Source organism: Saccharomonospora saliphila YIM 90502 (assembly GCF_000383795.1).
GTDB classification, from domain to species: Bacteria; Actinomycetota; Actinomycetes; order Mycobacteriales; family Pseudonocardiaceae; genus Saccharomonospora; species Saccharomonospora saliphila.
Genome location: NZ_KB912641.1, coordinates 39,711 through 44,971, shown reverse-complemented (window position 1 = coordinate 44,971; position 5,261 = coordinate 39,711). Strand labels below are relative to the sequence as shown.

At 71.9% G+C, this 5,261-nt stretch carries 8 protein-coding genes; 7 read left to right on the top strand and 1 reads right to left on the bottom strand.

Annotated elements, in window-relative coordinates; genetic code table 11:
* The coding region (locus SACSA_RS22015) for a serine/threonine-protein kinase (protein WP_019814844.1) at positions 1–912 on the bottom strand (912 nt) is incomplete at its 3' end.
* A gap of 185 nt (positions 913–1,097) precedes the next feature.
* Here SACSA_RS22015 and SACSA_RS0107885 point away from each other — a divergent pair.
* The 7 genes from SACSA_RS0107885 to SACSA_RS22010 form a co-directional block, all read left to right on the top strand.
* Complete coding sequence (locus SACSA_RS0107885) at positions 1,098–1,874, top strand: hypothetical protein (protein WP_019814842.1); 777 nt, start codon at positions 1,098–1,100, stop codon at positions 1,872–1,874.
* Between the two features lie 3 nt (positions 1,875–1,877).
* The gene (locus tag SACSA_RS0107880; RefSeq protein WP_019814841.1) at positions 1,878–2,954 is read left to right on the top strand and encodes an SRPBCC family protein; all 1,077 of its coding nucleotides are present in this window, start codon (positions 1,878–1,880) and stop codon (positions 2,952–2,954) included.
* The gene (gene gvpJ / locus SACSA_RS0107875; protein ID WP_048876545.1) at positions 2,951–3,343 is read left to right on the top strand and encodes a gas vesicle protein GvpJ; all 393 of its coding nucleotides are present in this window, start codon (positions 2,951–2,953) and stop codon (positions 3,341–3,343) included. The genes SACSA_RS0107880 and gvpJ overlap by 4 nt, the downstream gene beginning before the upstream one ends.
* Before the next feature lies 1 nt (position 3,344).
* On the top strand, positions 3,345–4,148 hold the full coding sequence (locus SACSA_RS0107870) for a GvpL/GvpF family gas vesicle protein (protein ID WP_019814837.1): 804 nt from the start codon (positions 3,345–3,347) through the stop codon (positions 4,146–4,148).
* A 53-nt stretch (positions 4,149–4,201) separates the two neighbouring features.
* On the top strand, positions 4,202–4,447 hold the full coding sequence (locus tag SACSA_RS0107865) for a gas vesicle protein GvpG (RefSeq protein ID WP_019814835.1): 246 nt from the start codon (positions 4,202–4,204) through the stop codon (positions 4,445–4,447).
* A gap of 7 nt (positions 4,448–4,454) precedes the next feature.
* On the top strand, positions 4,455–4,793 hold the full coding sequence (gvpO, locus tag SACSA_RS0107860) for a gas vesicle protein GvpO (RefSeq protein WP_019814833.1): 339 nt from the start codon (positions 4,455–4,457) through the stop codon (positions 4,791–4,793).
* A gap of 43 nt (positions 4,794–4,836) precedes the next feature.
* A partial coding sequence (locus tag SACSA_RS22010) for a gas vesicle protein (protein ID WP_019814831.1) occupies positions 4,837–5,261 on the top strand: 425 nt, incomplete at its 3' end.

The window sequence follows — 5,261 nt, the reverse complement described above, 5'->3', positions numbered from 1 at the left end:
CGGAGGGGCGAGGCCCGCGGCGGGCGTGCTCGGCCGGGTGGGCAGGTCGAAGGCGTCCTCCGGCGGCTCGACACCGTCGGCCACGACGCGGAGCTGGCGCTCCACGACGGCCATGACCGGCCTGTCCTCCGGGTCGGGGCGCAGCATCGCCCGCAGGGACGAGGTCAGGATGCCCGCCCGCGCGGGAGGCACGATCTTGCCGGAGGCCACGGCGTGCAGCATGGCGATCTCGTTGCCCGGATCGTCGAACGGCGGCCTGCCCTCGACCGCGGCGAACAGGCAGGCGCCGAGCGAGAACACGTCGGCCGCGGCGTCCGGCTCGACCCCACGGGCGGTCTCCGGGGCCAGGTAGGCGGGGGTTCCGGCGAACAGTCCGGTACTGGTGACGGTGATGTCGCCCGCCGCGCGGGAGATGCCGAAGTCGGTGATCTTCGCGGTGCCGTCGCCCGCGAGCAGGATGTTGCCGGGTTTGACATCGCGGTGCACCACGCCCGCGCCGTGTGCGGCGGTGAGGGCGGCGGCCACCTGCGCGCCGATGTGGGCGGCCTCGGTGACGGGCAGGGTGCCGCGCTCGTCGAGAATGGCGGCGAGGCTGCGCGAGGGCAGGTACTCCATCACCAGCACGGGCTGTGTGCCGTGGTCGGCGACGTTGTAGACCGAGATCGCGTTCGGGTGCTGGAGCCGGGCCGCGATCCGTCCCTCGCGGAAGGCGCGTTGCCGCGCCCGGTCCGCCTCGGTGTCGTCCAGCCCCGGGGGCAGCAGGAGCTGCTTCACCGCGACGGTGCGGTCCAGCCGGATGTCGAGGGCGCGCCAGACGACTCCCATCGCGCCGCTGCCGATGCGGTCGTCGAGCCGGTATCTCCCGGCGATCAGCCCGTGTCCGTCGTCGCCCGTCCGCGCCCCGTCCGTCACCCCGACAGATTAGAGCCTGCACGCTGCGCCGACCGTTCTGGTCCCACCCCCCCGCCACGCTGTCCGGAGTGCCCGACTCGGCCCCGCGGGTCGCGAACCCTGTCACAGTCCGCGTTCAGCAGCGTTTTTTGTACACACGAAAGGGGTAATCATCGTGCGTTCCAGCCCCCCATGAGGAGACGCTGATGAAACGCGGGGTACAGACCACCGCCGCCGTGGGCGCGGGTTATCTGCTGGGTCGCACGCGCAAGATGCGGCTGGCGTTCATGATCGCCGCGGCGGGAGCGACAGGAAAATTCGGCAAGGGACCGCGCGAACTCGCACAGCGCGGCCTCAGCCAACTGGCCTCGTCGCCTGAGGTCGGCAAGCTCACCGAGACCGTGCGGGGTGAACTGCTCAGCGCCGCCCGTTCGGCCGCGGTGACCGCCGCGACCTCGCGCATCGAGGCGCTCAGCGAGCGGGTCCAGCACGGCGGCGCGGTCTCGGACGAGGACACCTCCGAGGAGGACACCACCTCCGACGAAGAGGACACCGCCTCGGGCGAGGAGGACACCGCCTCGGGCGAGGACGAGGACACCTCCGAGGAGGACACCGCCTCGGACGAGGAGGGTGGTGCCTCGGACGAGGAGGGCGGCGATTCCGAGGAGGCGGACGAGAGCGGCGCCGAGGACACCACCGCCGAGGACACAGGAGGCGGGGACACCGGAGGCCGGGGCACGAGCCGTCGTGATGGCGCGCGCCGTGCTGACACGGCCCCACGGTCCTCGCCGAGGCAACCCCGGCGCAGGCAGGAATCGTCCGGGCGAACACGCGGCCGGTCCGATGACGGGGGCTCGCCCACTCCCGGCTCCGGTCGCCGTTCGGCGTCCGAGGCCGGTTCCGGTGAGCGTGACGCGGACCGACAGCGCACCAGGGCCCGGTCCGAGGCCGGCCGCTCCCCGGTGCGGCGGACGGGGAGGTGACCGATGGCGACCGGCACGGGTAAGGCGGCCGAATCCGCCAAGAAGGCGGGACAGCAGGCGACGCAGAAGGCCGCCGAGGCGGCACCGACGGATCAGCTCAAGAGCGCGCTCGGCGCACTGGCCGGTTCGCTCGCGAGCCGGGCGTCGTCGGCGGTGACCGACAAGGTCAGCGCGTCCGCCAAACGCCTGAGCGACTACGCGGAGAGCGGAGGCGCGGGCGGACTGTCCACGGCGCTCTCGGGCGCGGGCAAGGTGGCCGAGGGCGAGAGCCCGGCGAAGGCAGCCGCGAGCACGGGCGTGAAGAAGATCGGCGAGAAGGTCAAGAACGCGGCCAAGAAGCTCACCGGCGGCGGAGGCGGCGGCGGTGGGCTCAAGCTCACCAACATCGTCGAGTCGATCGACATCGGCGCGCCGCTCGACCTGGTGTACGACCAGTGGACCCAGTTCACCGACTTTCCCGACTTCATGAAGAAGGTCGAAAACGTCGAGCAGGAGTCCGACGAGAAGCTGTCGTGGAAGGCCCAGATTCTGTGGTCGCACCGCACGTGGGACGCCACGATCACCGACCAGGTGCCGGACGAGCGGATCGTCTGGCGGTCGGAGGGCCCCAAGGGCTACGTCGACGGCGCGGTGACCTTCCACGAGCTGGCGCCTCGGCTGACCCGGGTCCTGGTGGTGCTGGAGTACCACCCGCAGGGGTTCTTCGAATACACCGGCAACCTCTGGCGGGCGCAGGGGCGCCGGGTGCGCCTCGAACTCAAGCACTTCAGGCGGCACATGATGACCTCGGCACTGCTGCACCCCGACGAGATCAAGGGCTGGCACGGCCGGATCGAGGACGGCGAGGTCGTCGACGAAGGCGACACGGACTCGCGTGAGGGGGGCGGCGAGTCCGAGGGCGACGAGTCCGAATCCGGCGAGTCCGAGGGCGAATCCGAATCCGGTGAGGACGAGTCCGGCGAGAGCCAGTCCGCCGGGTCCGAGGACGAGGACTCCGGAAGCGCGGAGTCGGGTGACGGCGAGGAACCGCCACCGACGCGAAGCCGACAGCGAACCCGACAAGGAGGAGGTCGTTCGTGACCACAGCAGTGCAGCCCGCCGGCGCGGGGGGCGGCCCGTCGTCGTCGAGTCTGGCCGATGTGCTCGACACGATCCTGGACAAGGGACTCGTGATCGACGCCTACGTGCGCGTGTCCCTGGTCGGCATCGAGTTGCTGACCATCGACGCCCGCATCGTGGTGGCCAGTGTGGACACCTATCTGAGGTTCGCCGAGGCCGTGAACCGGCTCCAGATCGGCGACGACGACAAGAAGGGACTGCCCGACCTCGTCGGGGACGCACAGTCCGGTGGCGCCCGGTCGAAGACGAAGGGCGCGCTGGAGGCCGCGGGCGACAAGCTGCGCGACGCCCTGGGCGACGACGAGCCGCAGCACGCGGGCCGGGGCGCCGAGGCCCAGCGGGAGCACTGACATGAGCACCGAGGAGACCACCACACGCGAGGAGTCCGGCACGGGCACGTCCCCCGACGGGGCCGTCTACGTCTACGGCATCGTGCCCGCCGATGTGGAGACCGACCAGGAGGTCACGGGCCTCGGTGACCCGCCGGGCAAGGTCTCGGCCGTCCGGCACGGCGACCTCGCCGCGCTGGTCAGCGACGTCGACGCCGACCGGCCGCTCGGCACGCCGGAGGATCTCACCGCCCACGCGCGCATCCTCGACGCCTCGTCGGCGGAGGTGCCGGTGTTGCCGTTGCGCTTCGGCGCCGTGCTGACCGACCGGCAGGCGGTGGCCGACGAGCTGCTCGCCACGCACCACGACGAGTTCGTCGCCGCCCTCAACGAGTTGGAGGGCCGCGCCGAGTACCTGGTCAAGGCCCGCTACGACGAGGAAGCCGTGCTGCGCGAGATCCTCACCGACAACGCGGAGGCGGCGCGGTTGCGTGACGTGATCCGGGACGGCGACCCGGACGCCACCCGCTCCGAGCGGATGGCGCTGGGAGAGCTGATCAACAACGAGATCGCCGCGCGACGCGAGGCCGACACCAGGGAGGTCCTGCGTGCCCTTGAGCCGGTCGCCGTGGAGGTCTCCGCACGGGAGCCGACGCACGAGCGCGACGCGGCCCACGTCGCGTGCCTGGCGGAGGTCGCCGCCCAGCGTGACGTGGAGGACGCCGTGGACGAGCTGGCCGGACGCTGGCGTGGTCGCGTGGAGGTACGGCTGCTCGGCCCGTTGGCGCCGTACGACTTCGTGCTCACCGGGCAGGCGGACGGCTGACGGGCCCACCGGGTGCGTTCGGGCCCGTGAGGACGAGAGGAGCGAGGGAAGAAATGGGACTGGTCACGATGATCCTGGGCCTTCCGCTCGCGCCGGTGCGCGGAGTGGTCTCGCTCGCCGAGACCGTGCGCGACCAGGTGGAACGCGAACGGTCCGACCCCACGACCGTGCGGCACGAGCTGGAGGAGGCCGAGCGCGCGCGGGCCGAGGGCGAGATCTCGGCCGAGGAGGAGGCCGAGATCCAGCGGGACGCGCTGGCACGCCTGCGGAGCACGGTGCCCTCTGCCGAGGCGGAGTGAGGTCACGGTGGCCGGCGACGAGCACACGCGCCCGGCGGGCGAGGCCGGCGGCGACACGGCGGACGCCGACTTCGGAGACCAGGACGACATCGACCTCGGCGCGGCGGAGGCCGCCGAGGTCGCCGTGGAACACCTGGTGCGGCTGACCCGCCGGGAGGTGCTCGGGGTGACCTCGGTGCGCCCCACCGACGACGGGTGGTCGGCCGAGATCGAGGTCGTGGAGGAGACCCGGGTCCCCTCCACGGCGAACGTGCTCGGCCTTTACGAGGTCGAGCTGGACATGGTCGGCGAATTGCTGTCCTACCGGCGGACGCGGCGCTACGCCCGGGGACGCACCGAGTGGTGACGCGCCGCTTCGGGGCGGCGACGACAGACGACAAGGAGCCTGCATGACCAGCGCGCAACGACCGGGCTCAGCGCTGAGTTCGTCCTCGGGCGGGAGCGGACACCAGCCCGCGAACCTGGGCGACATCCTCGAACGGGTTCTGGACAAGGGGCTCGTGATCGCGGGGGACATCCAGGTCAACCTGCTCGACATCGAACTGCTGACGATCAAGCTCCGGCTGGTGGTCGCGTCGCTGGAGACGGCGAAGGAAGTGGGCATCAACTGGTGGGAGAACGACCCCTGGCTCACTGGACGCGACGACCGGCACCGCGAGCTGGAACGGGAGAATCGCGATCTGCGGGAGCGCCTCGACGCGCTGGAGTCGGCGGTCGGCCCCGCCTCCCGGGGCGAGCTGACCGGCGCGGACACCGCGCGGCGCGAGCTGGACACGGGCAGGGACCATCCCGGCGAGGCCGACAGCGGCCGGAG